Genomic DNA, 15,257 nt, shown 5'->3' with positions numbered 1-15,257 from the left:
ACATGAATACGCAAGTCGCCCTGTTCAGTCCGGTTGACCTTGAAACCGCCCCCGAGAAGTCTCGTCCGCTCCTGGAAAATGTCCAGAAGTCCTTCAAGTTCATCCCGAACCTCTTTGGAGTTTTTGCGAACTCTCCTACTTTGCTCGAAGGATATATGGGGTTGGAGAAAGTCTTTGACAAGGGCAGCCTGAGTGCGGTCGAGCGCCAGATCATCCTGCTCTCCGCCAGCGTTGAGAATCGCTGTGGTTATTGCATCGCGGCACACAGCACGGTGCTGAAGGCTTTCCTGCATGTACCGTCCGAGGTTGTTTCGGGGGTGAGGGCTAACGAGCCCGTGTCCGATCCGAAGCTACAGGCGCTTATCGCGCTCACCAAGGAGATCGTCACGGAACGCGGACACGTAAGCGCGCAGGTCCTCGATAACTTTCTCGCAGCCGGGTACAGAAAGGATCAGGTGCTTGAGGTTCTGATCGGGGTCGCCCTCAAGACGATGAGCAATTACCTGGATCACATTTCCCATACGGAACTCGATCCGGCATTTCAGTCTGAAGCCTAAAGCCTTGCACTGACGGAAACCATTAATCAAACCACCGTTCAAGAAAGGATATCGAAATGGCTAAGTTCGCATTGCTTGTTGAGTTGAAGGCTAAACCGGGAAAGGAATCGGAAGTCGAGGCGTTTCTGGAGAAGGAGGCCACTCTGGTGAGAAAAGAGCCTGGAACGCTGTCGTGGCACGCGACGAAAGTCGAAGGCGAGCCTGGAGTCTATCGGGTCTTCGACACTTTCGATGATGAAGCTGCCCGCGAAGCCCATTTGAATGGCGAGGCGGGGCAGGAACTCGTGGAGAAGGCGGAGGAACTGTTTTCTGTGGCTCCTAACGTTTATCGACTTCAAGTGGTTGCCCAGAAGTGAGGTCTTGGGAAGGCGCTTCGTCGTGAGACGAAGCGCTGTAGGACCGCGACCCAGGAGCGGGATTGATATCGCTTAGCACTCATCGCTAGCAGGCAAACCACAACGGACTATACCAAGGAGAACAACTCATCATGGACACTCAATCGCAAAAAGAAGAGAACTCATCTAATCCGACGATTGTGCTGGTGCACGGCGCCGTCGAAGACTCATCGCTCTGGACTCATGGCGTGATCCAGCGGCTCCAGCGCGACGGTTTCCCGGTCAAGGTCTTCTCCAATCCCTTGCGGGGCTTGTTCGTCGACGCAGCCTACCTGCACAGCTTACTGGACACGATCGATGGGCCCGTCATTCTCGTATCCCACGCGTATGGCGGGGCTGTCATCACCCAGGCCGGGGACGACCCCAAGGTCAAGGCCCTTATTTACGCGGGCTCCCCTATGCCCGGTATCGGAGAATCCACAAACGATTGTCTCGAACGGTTCCCGGGCGGCGACTTTGCCTCTTCCGTCGATCTGATCCCGTACACCTTGCCCGACGGAACCAGCGGCACGAATCTCCTCGTCAAAGCGGAGAAGTACAGCTATCTCCTCGCCGCCGACGTGCCTGAGAACGTGCTCGAACTGATGATCGCCACCCAACGCCCCATCGCCTTGCAAGCCCTCAACGACCGACTGACATCGGCTGCATGGACGAACAAGCCGAGTTGGCAAATTAGACCCCTGCTCGATCCCGTCATCCCCCAGGAAGAGTTCAAGTTTGAAGCTGACCGAGCCCACTCTACCGTCATTGAGCTGAACTCTTCGCATGCCATCCCTGTCACTTACCCGGACGTCGTGGTCGATGTGATCGAACAGGCTGCCCGCGCTGTCACGAAGTAAAGGCGGTCCTTTGAATAGAGGTTCCTGCGCCGCTTTGTCTACGGCGCAGGAACCGAGCGGCAGTTTCGAACCTGACCATGGTTCTTCATCTCCGGCCCATCACAGCAACCCACTACGTTGTCGAACAACTGGAGCACAATCATGGCTACCCTCTTCGAACCCGTTCAGCTAGGCTCTTTGTTTCTGGCAAACCGTGTCTTCATGGCCCCCCTTACGCGTACCCGCGCAGACGACAAAGGCGTGCCAAGCGAATTCGCGGCGACCTATTACTCGCAGCGAGCTTCGGCTGGACTCATCGTGACCGAGGCGACGCAGATCTCGCCGATGGGCAAAGGGTACAGCAACACTCCAGGGATTCATTCCACAGAACAGGTGCGGGCGTGGAGCCGAATCGTCGAATCCGTTCACCAAAGCGGAGGCCGAATCTTCCTTCAGTTGTGGCATGTCGGCCGAATCTCTCATTCGTCCTTGTTGCCAAACAACGCGCAGCCCGTTGCTCCGTCGGCAATCCGTGGCAACGCGCAGACGCACATCGCCACGGGTTCCGCACAGGTTTCGGAGCCAGTCGCTTTGAGCGCTAGCGGAATCAAAAGAACCTTGGCAGACTACCGGCGGGCCGCCATCAACGCGAAAGAAGCAGGTTTCGACGGGGTCGAGGTTCATGCGGCGAATGGATACTTGATCGATCAATTTCTCCGCACAGGAACGAACCAGCGAACAGATGAATATGGAGGTGTTGCGTCAAATCGAGCACGCTTTCTCAAAGAAGCAGTCGAACAGGTGCTCGAAGTTTGGGACAGCAAGCAGGTGGGTGTGCGAATCTCTCCGACCGTCGACTTCAACGACATGCGCGACGACAATCCACTCGACACCTTCTCCGTCGCGGTTGGAAAGCTCAACGACTTTGGGCTCGGTTACCTCCACGTCGTGGAACAAGCGCAGGACAGCAAAGGGAGCGCCGACGAGGCTGTCGCATTATCGGCTCGCCTCAAAACAATTTGGAACGGTCTCTACGTTGTAAATGGTGGATATGACGGGCCTAAGGGAGAGGAAGCCCTGCGGAGTGGGCGTGCCGACGCTGTCGCATACGGTCGGGCCTTTCTCGCCAACCCAGATCTACCCAGGCGCCTGCAGCTCCGAGCCGCGCTGAATGAACCCGATCCAACGACTTTCTACGGCGGGGGCGCTGCTGGTTACACGAGCTATCCCACGCTTTCCTGAACCGTGTGGCATCAGAATGTGCGGGCGCGATTGTTCGAATCTGTCCGCTGTATACCGTCCGCAGCCATATGTAACGAGAAACGCCGATCTCGTTAGGATGCTCCTGGATTGGTGCCCGCCAGACGAGAATGATCAGCTAGATTTTGCAGCAAGAGCTTTCACAGTAGTCACAAGGTCGATCGTGGCTTCGACATGTAGGCCACCCATTGAGGTCACATTGAGGATTCGGCCTTCGCGCCGTGCACGCATGTGAGGAAGAACAGCCTTCATCATGGCGACGGCGCCGAAGACATTTACCTCGAACTGCTGGCGCAACTCATCCATCGAGCTTTCCTCCAGCGTTCCTTCATGACCGTAGCCAGCATTGTTGATGAGCGCGTACACCAGACCGACATTTTGCTCGATTTCTGCTACTGCTACAGCGAGCTGTTCCGGTGCGTCCGTCACGTCGAGAACGCGTGCGAATGCCGACCCGGGTCGGAGCTCCTCGAACTCTCGCACCGCCTCCTGTTTTCTTACGGTACCAACTACTTTGAAGCCTCCCTGAAGCAAGGCAGTGGCAAATGCCTTGCCAAGTCCGCTGCTAACGCCAGTGACGAGGACTACTTTTTCCATTGAGTCTCCCTAACGATACCGAAGGTATCGAATCCATTTGAAGATATGATACCCTCGGTATCGTTAAGGATGCACTTCTTTTTGAGGAGACGCTAAATTGAGCGAGATAGGGCGACCGCGGAGTCAGGCGGCACATGATGCAGTGCTCAAGGCAGCCCTGCGGCTTGTGACAAAGCGAGGTTTTCGGTCTGTCAGTGTGAACGAGATCGCTGCAGAAGCCGGTGTTGGAAAGATGACTCTCTATCGGCACTGGCCAAATAAGGCAGCCTTGGTCATGGATGCGCTCCTTGTCCTTATCGGAAGCGAGACTGATTTCCCAGAAGCCGGCAGCGCGATCGAAAGCCTTCGGCAACAGCTTGACTTGCAGGCAGCCTTCTTTCGGAGCTCCCGAGGGAATCTCATCCGCTCTCTTGTGGCTGAGGCTCAATCCGATCCCGAGCTTGCGATCGCATTTCGGGAGCGCTGGGTCAATCCACGCCGTGAAGGTGTTCATCAGATCATGCGGGCGGCAGTTGCGGAAGGCTCTCTCCGAAGCGACATTGATATCGACACTGCAATCGATCTCTTGTACGGCTCTCTCTACTACCGCCTGCTCCTGGGGGCAGGTGCGCTCGACGAACGTTTCGTTGACACCATCTACGATCAGTTCCTCGAAGGACATGGAGCATCAGCGCAAGCCCTGGATAAAGTCCGCGCTCGGCGCTGATTACTCCTCACAAAAGCGCGTTGCGGTGGTGATCAGTGCCGTGCCAACGCTCATGTTGAAGACTGAGGCCAACCAACTCCGCGGTTGGATCGTACGATACAAGCCAGGATCGCATTTGACCCGACCGTGCTCGTGAAACGTTGACTGCTAGAACTATTGCGCTCGAAGCTGACCTTGATGCTATTCTTTCCACACCGAAGCAGAGAACTGTTGGCCCTGTGAAAGAAGGTTGGGCACCCGACTTTTGATCTCGACGGTAATTTGAACGTACAAAGGATGGGTTATGGAACAGTGAAGTGGTTCAACGATGCTAAGGGGTTTGGCTTTATCAGCCGTCAGAATGGCGAGGACGTATTCGCTCACTACTCGGCGATCGTCTCCAGTGGCTTCAAGAGCCTTCAAGAAGGACAGGCCGTACAGTTCAACGTGGTCAAGGGACCCAAGGGCTGGCAGGCCGCAGACATTCAGCCGCTCTAGTATCTGATAACGGATTCGGACACAGAAAGGGGACAGCTTAGGCTGTCCCCTTTCTGCCCTGTGCCGGTGTTTCCCTTCGGTGAAGTGGCGCACTCTGTAGTGTGGTTGCCGTGCTTTGCTTCGCAGGCCTTCTCGCAAGCGCCTATTTTGAAAGTGTTGGGCGGGAACGAACCGAACTTGATCGCAGGTCAAGTGCGAGGGTACTCGGCTGTCCATAGCAACGACATTCCTTTTTGGAACGGTCCTAAGTTTCGTGAGCGAACCCGACCTGCGAATCGATCGCGGCTTCATCTCCGTGATCCTGGCGGATTAGGCTGCCCATTCGTAAGATCGGCATCTTCGAAAGAGGAGTGAAGAAATGGCTGTGCGTTGGGGCAAACGTGGCACAAGGGTCAACATGATCAGCCCCTGCATCATCATCACACCGCTCGCCAATGACGAACTGAAGGGGCCACGCGGTCAGGGCTACGGACGAATGTTGGAAGTTTCTGCGGCCGGACGAGCTGGAACACCGGATGAGGGGCCCTACACAGAGGATACGACTTTCACTACGCAAAAGATCACCCGCTGCAATCCCTTCCCTGCTCAAACCAATCGAAGGTTCTAGGATCGGCCAATTTCAGCCAATTTTTCACGTCCAGTCCTGCTGACTCTCACTCGCTGACCATTGGCAAGGACTATAGAGCTGTCAACCCGCCCTTCCCGATAGATCTCTCGTACGTAGTCCAGATTCACGACCGCAGATCGATGAACTCGAATGAACTGAGTCGGGTCCAGTTTATCGCTCAAATCCGATAAGGTCTCTCGCAGCATATAGGTTCTGCCGTTGCTATGGATCCGGCAATAGTAGTCAGCGGATTCGAGCCACTCAATTTTTTTCACCGCGATCAGCACATCCTTAGCACCGTCCCGCACAAGCAAACGAGAGAGATAGAGCTTCGACTCTTTCGTTGAAACCCTAAGCGCATTCAAGATATCCATAAACTGAGCTTGAGTCAGTAGCGCCGCGTTCGACGCTATCTTCTGGCGGACCCGTTCGAGCGCAACCAACAGGCGTTCGGGCTCGACCGGCTTGGTAAGGTAGTCGATCGCGTGAATGTCGAACGCACGAACTGCATATTGCTGGTATGCCGTTATGAAAATGATTGCGGGAAGCTGCTGCAAACCCGCTTTCTCGGCCACCTCAAAGCCATCCATCATGGGCATCTGAACATCCAGGAACACCAGGTCCACAGGCTGCGCCTTGAGATAGGTAACTGCCTCCTCGCCATCGCCGCATTCCCCAACAATCTCGATATCTTTCTGAGGCGATAACAAGAACTTGAGACGTTCCCGGGCCAAAGGTTCATCATCGACGATCAGTGTCCGCAGGCTCATGCAATAACGCTCTCGTACGGTATCTGAATTGTGACTTCGAACCCTCCGCCCTCAGGCGATGTCGCGACGAACTGATGTGTCCCGGGGTAGAAGAAGGCCAGTCGCTCGCGTGTGTTCTGAATTCCTATCCCGTGTCCTTTACTGAGAGGGCTTTCTGGCCCCGCGCCATTATCCCGCACCTGCATCCACAACGTATCGCCTACTCGCTTCACCTGTGTTTCAATCAGCCCCCCAGCCTTCATCGGCGCGATCCCATGCTGGACCGCGTTCTCCACGATTGGCTGCAGAAGAAAACATGGAACAAGTCCGTCGAGTGCCTCAGGCGCGATATCGATCCTGACATGAAGCCGGTCGGCAAAACGTACCTGCTGGATCGCCAGATAGCTCTCAATGACCTTCAACTCTTCAATAAAGGGAACCTTCTCCGGAGCGCGTCTCTGCAAAGTCGTACGCAGGATAGTGTTGAGGTGCGCCAAAGTGCCTGATGCTTCCTCGTTTCGTCTCAGGTCTACCAGCGTTGTGATTGCATTTAATGTATTGAAAAGAAAATGAGGCTCCATCTGCATCTGCAGCGCCTTAAGCTGTGCCAGAGAGAGTCGCTTCTCCAGCTCCAGCTTTTGAACTGTATTTTGCTGGATCTCGGTTTGCATATTGAGAACCGCGGATATGGCGTACACGAATCCATAAAGGGCCAGATCAATTCCGAACCGGGGCAGCGTCTGATAGTTCAACGCGGCATAAGCTGAACCCCACTCTGGCCAGTAATCCCCAGCAATTCGTAACGTCTGTTGTAAGAAAAAGAGATGAAGAACTGCCAGAGCACTACCCGAGATGAGGTGGAGCAAAAAGCTCCGCGTCGAGAAACGCAGGATTGCCGGTCGAAAGCGTGCCCACATCCACAACCCTGCGGCGATTGCTCCCCACCAGATCCACATCACGAGACCAAACAGGAGCGAAGGCAAGACTGAAATACCAGCCAGTCTCGATGTCAGATAGTTGTGACATTCGCTCGCCGTAAAGGCGGCAAAGACTGTTGTCACGGCCAGTACCGCCAGAACACCCCGCGCGTGCAGCGTGGTGAAGGGCGCTACACGACCTAAGCCGGGATCATGTTCTGCCATAACTTATCCTCACCATGACTTGCGGCGAAATTCAACCGCGGACCAGGTTTCCTGTCTCGCAGGATACGCCGTTGCGATGACGAAGCCCATCTTGAACGGTAGGTTGCAATTTCCCTAGAAGGCTAAGCGCACCCCAAGTTCCACCCTCCGAGCGGTCTCTGCGGTAATCGATTGTCCAAGGTTCGGTGAAGAGACAACCGTACCCACCGCGCTCGCGTTGGTATGGTTCAGGACGTTGGCACTGCGGACATTGAATGTCAGAGTCCTCGCATGATCCGCATCCTGCGGATTGAGTTTGAAGATCCGGCTGATATTCGCATAGGTATGCAGGACGGCCGGCATCGATCCGAGATTACGTGGGACGTTGCCATTGACAGTGTTCGAGGTGAGCAATCCGAACCGTGTGCTGTAGACACCAGCTCCCGGAGCGGAAGCATACGAAGGGCGATCATTGAAGTTGCCATCTCCGTTCGCGTCCGTGCCTGTGGTGATGTTGTAGGGAATACCTGTATGAAAGTAAAACTGCGCTGACAGTTCAAGTTTGCCCGGAAGTTTCAGATCGCTCTCTGCTAAAGCGCCGCTCGACTGCCAGTCTGGCCGGGACGACTCTCCCTTGTTGGTGTAAGTGGACTGCGGTTGAGCTGAAGCATACCCTCCATTGGATTTGAAATTGACGCCCCAATATCCCAGGTTGAGAGTGAACCGTTTGTAGCCCTTTTGTTCGATTCCAGCCCAGAAGACGGTTCCCCAGGTATGAGCTGAGTTCTGGGACTCAAGAATATTCTCGTTCGGTGTGATGGGACGCGGAGCCAGGAGGGCCGCTGTAGGGTCGGGCGCAACACCAACGCTGCTGGTCACCAAGGGAGAGTTTATGTTGACCGCCCGGGAGTCTGCCCAGCCATCTGCCCAGGTGAACCATACAGAGGGATGCCAATGATGCGGAAGGTCATGATCGGCTCCGATCTGCACTTGCGCCGACGGAGTCTGCTCGTAGGACCGCTGAAATTGCCACCTGGTGCCCACAGCGATTGATCCCGGGATTGGAGTCAGCGGGTTGCTATAGTTTGGCGAGTAGACCAGCGTCTCCTGCTGCCGAATACCATTCAAGCGATATACCTGAGTGGGATAGCTGAGACTCACGGGGGAGCTGAACAGCCCGGCCCTCAGGTGGAGGACCCAGGTGGCCTTCTTGTCAGGCGACCAGGCAAGTCCGAGACGAGGCGCGAAGTTGGCGAAACTGCTGGGACTGGTCTGAAACGAATAACGCAAGCCTGTTGCGATCGTAAGACCTGGAGTCAGTTTGATAATGTCTTCCGCATATAGGGCCAGCCGCCGTTGTGTAAACGGAACCAGCGGTGTGCCGCTGGTTAACTGGTAGGTGGTGGGGTTTCCTCCCGGAAGATTGAACTGAGCGCGTCTGTATTGCTCGATCGCTGTGATTGTTGTCGTCTGGCCGGTTGGGTGATTGTTTGCATCGAGCGATGGGGCGCTACCGCCGCCGAAGACATAGGCACCGTTGAACGTATCCGGGTCATAGTTGTGCACGAAGAAACCCAGAGACTGAGCACCAACTTTGAAGGAGTGGTTCCCTCGTGTCAGCATCACATCGTCATCCACTTCGAGATCGCGCTCGCGGTCGTTCAGATTCTGGCTCGTGGCGCCACCTCCAAGAAAATATCCTGCTACCTGCAGCGATGGAGCTGTCGAAAGTGGAGTTTGCTCCGTCCGCTTCCACGAATAGCCGATACGGGTCTCATGCAATAGATTTGCGTTCAGAGTCGTCACGTTGGTCAGCCGAAGATCGTACTCGCTCACCAGACTGGAGTAGCCGGCTTCAGCCAGCGTAAGGCCGCCGACACCCTGATTGCCGAGATTGTTGACGTTGGCTGAATAGGAGATGGTTGCAACATCTTTGGGCGATATCTGCCAGTCGTTGCGGGCGGAGGCGATCCAGAGCCTCTGTGGAGCCGAGACTGTCTGTTGCAAGGGAGCCATATTCCCGTTCGCGTCCAATGTCGTGGCGTTAACTACGTTGAACTCATCGATGTCCCGTTTCTCTAGTGCGAGAGCAAACCCGCTCTTCTTTCGCAGGACCGGACCGCTTAGCTCAAATCCGTACCGCCGCTTTCCCGCCGGAGTTGCGGTGACGGAAAACGGATCGGTTGCGTTGAAGCTCCCGTCACTGTCAGTCAGGAAGAGTGCTCCGTGAAATAGATCCGCTCCCGGCTTTGTCGTGATCTCGATCCGGCCACCATCGGAGGAAGAGCGTTCGTACTCGGGCGAGAAAGGATCTGGATTCACTCGAATCGAAGCAATGGAATTCTTCGGTGGCATTGCGCTTCCATTCTGAAATCCGTCAACAACAACCGTGGCTGCCGAAGAGCCACCTCCCCCAGTCGAGGCGAGCAACTGAAGCTGCAAAAGGAGGTCGTCCGGATCGTCGGGAAGCTGTCGTATATCTTCGGTGGAGAGAGTTCGTGTTCCTGCGCCGCTATCGGTATCCATCGCGGTCGGATCCGCAGTCACCTGCACATCCGTTTCTACCGGTGCGATCGCCAGTTGGATATCGACGTGCGCCACACCTCCGGGTGCGCTACCGACTGCAGCCGTAGCTGGGGTAAATCCGTCAGCGTGCGATGTGATCGTGCCTGAATTGGTCGGAACGCATGGAATAACAAAGCGTCCCGCCGCGTCAGTCGTTGTCTTTTCCCCACTGGCTGCCTGCACTTGGGCTCCAGCGATCGCCGACCCAGTAGGATCGGTTACCCCTCCTTCAATACGAACACCGGCCCTGCACGGTTCCTGTCCAAATCCGCAGACAGGAAGAAGAGCGGCACCCAGGATCGCCGCGATCTTCCATTGTCTGCCTAATTTTCGCTCCATTGGTCCTGTGCCCCGCATGCGCTCGGATCCTCTGCACCAATCTCGACCAAGCTGTGCAGGTTATCCATTGCTTTGCAGTCAATCAACGGGCAATGCAGGGAGCGGCGGGTAGCGAGCGGAGAACATACCGGTAACGTTCCTTCTTCGCATCTGATGGAACGGGTCAATAGCTTGACCTCCCTGCCTGATTTATATTTTGTGTTTAATAAGCAAGACGACGGGTCAGTCAGTTGAAGCGCAAAGTAAAAATGCTGTGGGCCTGGATATAGGCCCACAGCAGTGAGATAGAAACAGAGTTAGTCTTCGAGGTAGAACTGTATGTCCAGCGTACGCAGGTAGGAATGCAGACCAGCATCCTGAATGGGCATGACATAGGCGTCCTCACCGGACTCATTGACATGCTCATGCCAGTAACCTGCGGGAGTCACGAACGCAGCGCCTTTTACCCAATCCACTCGGATGGTGTCCTTGATGGAGCCGTCTGCATTGAGTTCTGGCCCGATCAAGGTGTATACGCCAGGCTTTGCTTCGACAGCGAAATCGAGTGCAACGGATTGATGACGGTGCGGGAGTTGCCGCGTACCTGGTGCCACAATGCCAAACATGGACCAAAGCGTATGCGTGATCGTGAGCGTCTGATCGAAGTTCTTATTCGCCAAGAGCACGCTCACGCGACTGCGCTTGCCTGCGTTGGGATCATTCTTCGCCATCTCCAGTTCAGACATGATCCTGGCGCGTGTGTATAGCGTCGGCTGGAAACGGCTCTTCGATTTCTCTACACCAAGATATGCGAGCAACGGAGAGTCGTTGACCATGTAAAAGGCGGTATCGGCATCGGCATGATGGACGGCGGCCATGCCGGGCAACGCGAAGATGTCTCCTTCGCTCCACTCGATGGTTCCCTCCTCGGTCTCGGTGTGGCCCCCGCCCTTGATGACGTAGAAGAACTCGCTCGTGGCATCCGTCGAAGTAGTAATCGACTCACCGGCCTGGATACGAACGAAGCTTGCCAACACGCTCGGACCTGTCACAGGATAGTCGGTCTTCAACTCTTTGCTTAGATCGAGCGGCACCACACGCGTAGCTCCAGCAGCATACAGATCGGGAGAGAACGTCTTGACAGGGATTCGAGGCGTCGCGCCGGAAGTGATTGGGTCGGCAGCTTTGCTGTACTCAAAAATCTCGGCTTCCTGCGTGAGAGCTGTAGTTGGGATCGCCTTTGCGGAAATGGCAGTATTCATATATTTCTCCTTTAGCACGAGGTGAAGTCGTTGGTTGCATCGGCCAACCTCAGATACAGTCTCGCTGCCGAGAGACGATCCTGTATCTTTAGTTCTTCCGGCGCTTTTGGATTCTTCAGACTGGAAACACTTTAGCTACTGGAGAGCGACTTAGACTGTGATTGAGCGACCGCAGGAGCGGATGATTTTAGTGGGTGCGAATGATCCGCTCCCCGACGATCACTTCTGGTTCGAGGGAGAGGGCTTCAGCGTCTATGCGGCCAAGCAGCCGCGCAGTACCTGGCACGAGCATGTACATGATTGCGTTCAAGTCACGGTAGGGCTTGAGCCAGCTCATATGCATGCCGAGTGGCGTGCAACGGGAAAGCTCCGCCAAAGCAAGGAATTTATTGGAAACGCAGTCAGCGCTATCCCTGCAGGAGTTCCACACCAAACCCTTTGGCAGCGGCGAGCAGCGTTGATTCACATCTACATCCGTGAAGAGTTTCTCCGACGGCTTGCCTTGGATGTTTTACAGCAGGACTCCTTAGAACTTCAGCCCACCTATCTGGTGCGAGATCTGCTCATCGAGGAACTCGCCCGTTCGCTTTACCTGGAATCCGAGGGTGGACAGCTAAATAGTGAGGTAGCAAAGGCAGCGGTTACGACGCTGTGCGTCCGCTTGTTGCGTGCCTATAGCGTACGGAAAGGCGAGCCAGCCTATGCCACTGGTGGCTTGGGTCCCGCCCGCGAACGTCGCGTGCGGGAGTACATCGAAGCTGATCTGGAACGCGATCTCTCGATTCAATCCCTTGCGGAGGTGGTCGGGCTAAGCCCGCAGCACTTCGCCGGTCTCTTTCGGGAGTCCACCGGGTTCACTCCGCATCAATACGTCAACCATCGCCGCATTGCCTGCGCTCAGGAACTCTTGAAGAAAGCCGATATGCCATTCATCGAGATCTCGATGCAGTGTGGCTTCTCCAGTCAAAGTCAGTTCATCACAACCTTTCGCAAGCTGGTAGGGATGACGCCAGGGCGCTTCCGCTCGTCGCTCAGCATTTCCGAATCTTAATTCTTGTCTCGCATATCCACGTCTAGAAGAAGATCGGAAGAATCCAGAATGATACGTCTTTCGAGAAAGCCGAACAGTCCTCGCTCTTCCAAACTGTTAAGAACAGACAGGGGAGGCGCTTATGCCATCAAATGGAAAGCAACAGCTAACGACGGGATCATCCGTTACGCGCAGAGGGTTCCTAGCGGTTGGCTCAGCGGCGCTCGGTGCGGTTTCACTCACGAGAAACTTGGAGGGGCAAATGTCACAAACAAGAACAGAGGCCTGGGGACGGATTCTCAACGGAAAGGTGGCCATAGTAACCGGAGCTGCACGCGGGATTGGCCGGTCGACAGCGGTGGCGCTTGCTCATAGTGGCGCTAACGTCATCGGGATCGACATTTGCGCGGTCGTCGATCCGCGCTCGGGAGTAGAACCTGCCACCCGCGCAGAACTCGATCAGACCGGCGAAATGGTCAAGAGCGAGGGCGTCCAGTGGAGAAGCTTTGTGCTTGACCAGCGCGATCTCCCCTCATTGCGTAGAGCCGCAGAGAATATCAACACGGAGTTTGGCCGCATTGACATTCTCTTCGCCAATGCCGGTATTCAGGCGTTTCGTCCATTGCTCGAGATGGAGGATCCCGACTGGCACATTCAGATCGATGTGAATTTAACGGGCACGGCGAACGCACTCCGAGCCTTCGCGCCCTACATGGTGAAGCAGGAACATGGACGAATCATCATGACAACGTCAACACAGGGCCGCCATGGCACCTTGAATGGTTCGGCCTATTCAGCTTCGAAATGGGGCATCATCGGCTTAATGAAGTCTGCTGCGATCGAACTGGGCCGTCATGGCATCACGGTGAATTGTCTTGTGCCAGGACTCATTGACACAGCGCTTACACGTCATGAGGAACGGTATGAGCAAGCTCTTCAGGTCGCAGGTCGCACACCGAGTGGAGACAAAGCCGTGGACGAAGAAGCGGCTCGCAAGGCACTGCAAAGCAAATCAATTTTGGGCGTGCCGTGGATCGACCCGGCAGAAATGGCGCCCGTTGTCGTGTTCCTGGCGTCGGATGCCGCGCGAATGGTTTCAGGCGCTACGTATGATGTAACGGGCGGCGATAGTGCCAACAACGTTTAGCCTTACGCATTTGGCACCCTGTCCAATATGTCACCTCTGAGGGGCTGGGCTTAGAAGTATGTCCGAAGGGCAAGTAGCAAATGATCTTCTACCAATCGGGCTTGCCACTCTCTAGCCCTTCAGAATGAAATGACATGTGTTGCCGTTGGGATATTTCTCACAGACGAGAGATTGAGCTGCGCATGATTGGGGAATAGGCCGGTAACAACCCAACGTCGAACTTGTGCCTCAATCGTCATGGCAGTTGCAGGATCTCCGAGAGCTTGCACTGATGCTCCTCGGATGCCTGATTAGCTGTCCGCAGAGATCAAGCAGGAATGTCCTCCAAGAGGTAAAGTGGCGGACGGAGTTTGCGGGCATCTCAGCGTGACCATGGCCGGTCTCCCGTTCCTTTAGGATTACCCGTCCTGGTGAAGATTCCCGAGTCTACTTCTCAGCAGGGACACCGCCTATGCGAAGGAACGTATGCTGCGAGAACTCGACCAGCTCAATGTAAACGCTCGAACTGTCTTCCCTAGTCTGGAAAGCTCTGCAGCTTACCTGAAGTCCAGATAGAACCTCAAGGCTTGTATAGCTGTCGGAGCCCACCCGTGGATCTTCGCGCCGTCGTCTACTCCGCAGAAGCGGTTTCGGTCCTGACAAATGCGTTTCCATGTCGAGGCTATTGCGGGTTGCCGCAAAATCGCCAATGCGGTGCGCCGGGATAAACCGGCATGAAGCAGGGAATGCAAGAGTCCTACGAGAAAGGAGTAGCGAACCGCTCGGCCCCGAGTTTTGCGTTGGGCACCGCGAGGTGATCAGCGAAGCGTAAACAGGGGTACAGGTGGGCTGGGTATTGAGCTTCGAAAAGATGCAATCAGGACGCTGACGCTTTTGCATTGGCGGAAGGCAACACGGGCGGGAGCGATATCGCGAGTTCCTGTCCGGTCCTGCGTAGTCGTAGACCCCAGACACGCCTGGAAGCTTCATGCACGAGAACCGGGAGACCTCGGAGACGCCTGCTACCAACCAGCAGCAGGACGGCGGGTGAAGGCTTAGGCCGCAATATCCGCATGAACGTCCCCGAGGAGTCGGACAGCGGCATAGTACCTATGAATCATTTGAACAAAATCGAGCAGTCGATGGCGGAGAGTGAGGAGGGAAGGCCGCTGATCAAGGAGAACACCCATCAGTTCAGCACGCGCCCGACACAGAGCGGGGCTTGCGTGTCACAGGGGCTGGCGGGTGTGCGGAAAGCAGCAAGGGAACACAAGGAGAGGAAGTTCACCGCTCTGCTCCACCACGTCACAATCGATCTGCTAAGGAGCAGCTTCGGTTCTCTGAAACGCAAGGCTGCACCTGGCGTAGATGGGATGACGTGGCAGGAGTATGAAGCCGGGCTGGAGGGTCGGCTTGCCGATCTGCACAGCCGGGTGCATCGCGGTGCGTATCGGGCACTTCCATCGAGAAGGGTTTACATCGAGAAAGGCGACGGACGGAAGCGTCCGCTCGGGATCGCCGCACTGGAAGACAAGGTCGTCCAGCACACGGTAGTCACCATCCTCAATAACATCTATGAGGAGGACTTCCTCGGCTTCTCATATGGTTTTCGTCCGGGGCGCAGTCAGCATAAGGCGCTGGATGCGTTGTCTTACGCGCTCGTGAAAAA

14 protein-coding genes and 1 pseudogene are annotated in these 15,257 nt (G+C 55.6%); 10 read left to right on the top strand and 5 right to left on the bottom strand.

From position 1 onward, the window contains the following. Window positions 1-2 precede the first annotated feature (2 nt). From GSQ82_RS00075 to GSQ82_RS00060, 4 genes are all read left to right on the top strand, one after another. A complete protein-coding gene (locus GSQ82_RS00075; RefSeq protein ID WP_158789998.1) occupies window positions 3-557 on the top strand; it encodes a carboxymuconolactone decarboxylase family protein in 555 nt (184 codons plus the stop codon). A gap of 56 nt (window positions 558-613) precedes the next feature. Next, complete coding sequence (locus tag GSQ82_RS00070; protein WP_158789997.1) at window positions 614-913, top strand: putative quinol monooxygenase; 300 nt, start codon at window positions 614-616, stop codon at window positions 911-913. A gap of 131 nt (window positions 914-1,044) precedes the next feature. Further along, window positions 1,045-1,791, top strand: a complete 747-nt coding sequence (locus GSQ82_RS00065; protein ID WP_158789996.1) for an alpha/beta hydrolase — start codon at window positions 1,045-1,047, stop codon at window positions 1,789-1,791. Window positions 1,792-1,932: 141 nt separating this feature from the next. Next, window positions 1,933-3,012 carry an alkene reductase gene (locus GSQ82_RS00060; RefSeq protein ID WP_158789995.1) on the top strand — a complete coding sequence of 360 codons (1,080 nt, stop codon included), beginning with the start codon at window positions 1,933-1,935 and terminating at the stop codon, window positions 3,010-3,012. A 132-nt stretch (window positions 3,013-3,144) separates the two neighbouring features. Here GSQ82_RS00060 and GSQ82_RS00055 read toward each other — a convergent pair whose 3' ends face one another. Beyond that, the gene (locus tag GSQ82_RS00055; RefSeq protein ID WP_158789994.1) at window positions 3,145-3,627 is read right to left on the bottom strand and encodes an SDR family NAD(P)-dependent oxidoreductase; all 483 of its coding nucleotides are present in this window, start codon (window positions 3,625-3,627) and stop codon (window positions 3,145-3,147) included. 97 nt (window positions 3,628-3,724) lie between these two features. Between GSQ82_RS00055 and GSQ82_RS00050 the strand changes: the two genes are divergently transcribed. The 3 genes from GSQ82_RS00050 to GSQ82_RS24620 all read left to right on the top strand — a co-directional run bounded on the left by GSQ82_RS00050 (window position 3,725) and on the right by GSQ82_RS24620 (window position 5,417). After that, a complete protein-coding gene (locus GSQ82_RS00050; RefSeq protein ID WP_158789993.1) occupies window positions 3,725-4,333 on the top strand; it encodes a TetR/AcrR family transcriptional regulator in 609 nt (202 codons plus the stop codon). A 276-nt stretch (window positions 4,334-4,609) separates the two neighbouring features. Then, on the top strand, window positions 4,610-4,810 hold the full coding sequence (locus GSQ82_RS00045; protein ID WP_158789992.1) for a cold-shock protein: 201 nt from the start codon (window positions 4,610-4,612) through the stop codon (window positions 4,808-4,810). Between the two features lie 358 nt (window positions 4,811-5,168). Beyond that, window positions 5,169-5,417 carry a hypothetical protein gene (locus GSQ82_RS24620; protein WP_216846973.1) on the top strand — a complete coding sequence of 83 codons (249 nt, stop codon included), beginning with the start codon at window positions 5,169-5,171 and terminating at the stop codon, window positions 5,415-5,417. Here the strand turns inward: GSQ82_RS24620 and GSQ82_RS00035 are convergent. The 4 genes from GSQ82_RS00035 to GSQ82_RS00020 all read right to left on the bottom strand — a co-directional run bounded on the left by GSQ82_RS00035 (window position 5,414) and on the right by GSQ82_RS00020 (window position 11,432). Continuing rightward, window positions 5,414-6,187 carry a LytTR family DNA-binding domain-containing protein gene (locus GSQ82_RS00035; protein ID WP_158789991.1) on the bottom strand — a complete coding sequence of 258 codons (774 nt, stop codon included), beginning with the start codon at window positions 6,185-6,187 and terminating at the stop codon, window positions 5,414-5,416. The genes GSQ82_RS24620 and GSQ82_RS00035 overlap by 4 nt on opposite strands. Then, entirely contained in the window at window positions 6,184-7,308 is a 1,125-nt protein-coding gene (locus GSQ82_RS00030; protein WP_158789990.1) for a sensor histidine kinase, read from the bottom strand. Before GSQ82_RS00030 ends, GSQ82_RS00035 begins: the two co-directional genes overlap by 4 nt. Window positions 7,309-7,422: 114 nt before the next feature. Then, complete coding sequence (locus GSQ82_RS00025) at window positions 7,423-10,191, bottom strand: carboxypeptidase regulatory-like domain-containing protein (protein ID WP_254061309.1); 2,769 nt, start codon at window positions 10,189-10,191, stop codon at window positions 7,423-7,425. A gap of 296 nt (window positions 10,192-10,487) precedes the next feature. Continuing rightward, window positions 10,488-11,432: a cupin gene (locus GSQ82_RS00020; RefSeq protein WP_158789988.1), complete on the bottom strand. Its 945-nt coding sequence runs from the start codon at window positions 11,430-11,432 to the stop codon at window positions 10,488-10,490. A gap of 157 nt (window positions 11,433-11,589) precedes the next feature. Between GSQ82_RS00020 and GSQ82_RS00015 the strand changes: the two genes are divergently transcribed. The 3 genes and pseudogenes from GSQ82_RS00015 to GSQ82_RS00005 form a co-directional block, all read left to right on the top strand. Further along, window positions 11,590-12,483 (top strand): helix-turn-helix transcriptional regulator, encoded by an 894-nt coding sequence (locus GSQ82_RS00015; RefSeq protein ID WP_158789987.1) that lies wholly within the window; start codon window positions 11,590-11,592, stop codon window positions 12,481-12,483. Window positions 12,484-12,772: 289 nt separating this feature from the next. Next, window positions 12,773-13,609 (top strand): SDR family NAD(P)-dependent oxidoreductase, encoded by an 837-nt coding sequence (locus tag GSQ82_RS00010; protein ID WP_254061308.1) that lies wholly within the window; start codon window positions 12,773-12,775, stop codon window positions 13,607-13,609. Between the two features lie 1,091 nt (window positions 13,610-14,700). Beyond that, window positions 14,701-15,257, top strand: a pseudogene (locus tag GSQ82_RS00005) (group II intron reverse transcriptase/maturase); the annotation flags it as partial.

It is taken from the genome of Granulicella sp. L60 (assembly GCF_009765825.1).
Taxonomy (GTDB): domain Bacteria; phylum Acidobacteriota; class Terriglobia; order Terriglobales; family Acidobacteriaceae; genus Edaphobacter.
This window is presented reverse-complemented; position numbering and strand designations above follow the sequence as displayed.